This is a genomic window from Thiohalocapsa sp. (assembly GCF_019695415.1).
GTDB lineage: Bacteria > Pseudomonadota > Gammaproteobacteria > Chromatiales > Chromatiaceae > Thiohalocapsa.
Window position 1 is genome coordinate 1 of the sequence record NZ_JAIFKJ010000398.1, and the last position, 2085, is coordinate 2085.

Annotated in this window: 2 protein-coding genes; both read left to right on the top strand. The window is 63.7% G+C overall.

What is annotated here, in order from left to right:
- Positions 1-314 precede the first annotated feature (314 nt).
- Positions 315-1553, top strand: a complete 1239-nt coding sequence (gltS, locus tag I6U14_RS11360) for a sodium/glutamate symporter (RefSeq protein WP_296899401.1) — start codon at positions 315-317, stop codon at positions 1551-1553.
- A 329-nt stretch (positions 1554-1882) separates the two neighbouring features.
- The gene (locus I6U14_RS11365) at positions 1883-2011 is read left to right on the top strand and encodes a hypothetical protein (RefSeq protein ID WP_367115658.1); all 129 of its coding nucleotides are present in this window, start codon (positions 1883-1885) and stop codon (positions 2009-2011) included.
- Positions 2012-2085 lie beyond the last annotated feature (74 nt).

Consider the following 2085-nt stretch of genomic DNA (forward strand, 5'->3'; position numbering starts at 1 on the left):
CCGGGCCTGTCCAGACATTGGGCGGTTTCCCGGCTCCTGCATTTTCAGCGACTTGGGTCGCCGAAAATGGCGGGGCGTCCTGCCCCGCACGGGAAGCGCCAATAAATCGGCGCTTCCCTAACATAGTCAGCCTTCGCGGCTCATGACCGCAATTGTCGTTGTCGGCAGCCGCGGCTAGTCTGTCGGTTTTCGCTTGTCACCGGCGTTGCGGCTCGGCAGATTGCCATAGGGCCCATCGGGCCGTGAAGGCCAGCCCGACGCGTTCAGCACGTCGACGGCCAGATAGATACCGAGTCACCCGGAGTAAGAAGACGATGGAATTCCAGGACGGCCTGCTGCGCATCGAGTCATTCCTTGCCGTCACCATCGGCATTCTGGTGCTGTTTGTCGGCAAGCGTCTCAATGAGCGTGTACGCCTGTTGCGGGAGCTGAGTATTCCGGAGCCTGTCACTGGCGGGCTATTGTTCTCTGTGCTGTTCGCGCTGCTCTACGCCGCGTCCGGCACCGTGGTGGAGTTCGAGCTGCGCGCGCGCGACGTACTGCTGGTCTATTTCTTCACTACCATCGGCATCAATGCGCGCGCGGCGGACCTGCTCGCCGGCGGACGGCCATTCGTTATTCTGTTGGCACTCACGATCGGCTTCATGTTCGCGCAAAACCTCACCGGCATCTCGGTGGCGGCGCTGTTCGACCTGCCGGCAGCCGTGGGCATGCTGGGCGGCACCGTGTCGCTCATCGGCGGGCACGGCACCACCATCGCCTGGGCGCCCACCATCGGCGAGGAATACGGCATTGCCAACGCCATGGAGATCGGCATCGCGAGCGCAACCTTCGGGCTGATCCTGGCGAGTCTGATGGGCGGCCCAATCGCGCAATTCTTGATTAAGCGCCACCGGCTCGAGCCGGCCCAGGCTACCGCGCAGGAGGAGATCCAGGAAATCGGCCTGACCGAGCAACAGGAGGACACCGGCATCGACCACATGGACTTCCTGGCAGCGGTACTGGCCATCCATGTCGCCATCATCTTCGGTTACGGGCTGAACGAATCCCTCGCAGAGTTCGGGCTCAAGCTGCCACTGTTCGTTACCTGTCTGTTCGCCGGCATCCTGCTCACCAACCTGGTCCCCGGCAAGCTCTATGGCGCCCTCAGGATCAATTGGCCGAGCCGCACTCCCGCCATTGCCCTGATCGCCGATATTGCACTCGGCACATTCCTTGCCATGTCGCTGATGAGCATGCAACTCTGGACCCTCATTGACCTGGCCGCGCCCATCTTCACCATCCTTGCCGCCCAGTTCACACTGGCGGTGCTGGTGACCATCTTCGTGCTCTATCCGATGCTCGGGCGAACTTACGACTCCGCCGTTGTGGCCGCCGGCTTCGGCGGTGTCACCCTGGGCTCGACGCCGACGGCCATGGCCAACATGGCGGCGGTGACCCAGCGTTATGGCGCCTCGCACCGCGCCTTCATCATCGTACCGCTGGTGTCGGCGTTCTTCATCGACATCGCCAACGCGCTGATCATTCCGTTCTTTCTGCACAACTTCGGCTGACTCGGTGGACTCCGCTGCGCTTGTCCACCCCGCAAGCCCCACGGCCCGCCAACGAGGAGACCCATGATGACCAGGCACATCACCGCGACAGCCCTGTGCCTGTCCCTGACCCTAGCCCTGCCCGCCGTGCATCCAAGCCCAACCAGACCTGCGCAGCCAGCCCATTAAGGCCGTTGCCGTCCAGAGCACACTCGAAGGCGAGGTCATGGTAGTCAACACCGACACCCGCTTGATGACCATCCGCCTGCCCGACGGCAGCTTCGAGGTGCTGCATATTCCGCCTGTTCGGTCAGATTACCGGCATCGATCAGTCCGCTGGCACCGTCGAGGTGCGCGGCGCTGACGAGACCCGGACCTTCGAGATCGCCGACAAGAGCCTGCTGCGGCAGCTCAAGGTCGGCGACGGCGTGGTCGTCACCATTCGCGACACCATCACCGGAGAGATCACCGTTCGCTGACCCGCGTCTGTCGAGCGCCAGCGCAAGGATCGCACCCCCGCCGTCAGGACTGGCGCCTGGCGGCGGGCGGAGGG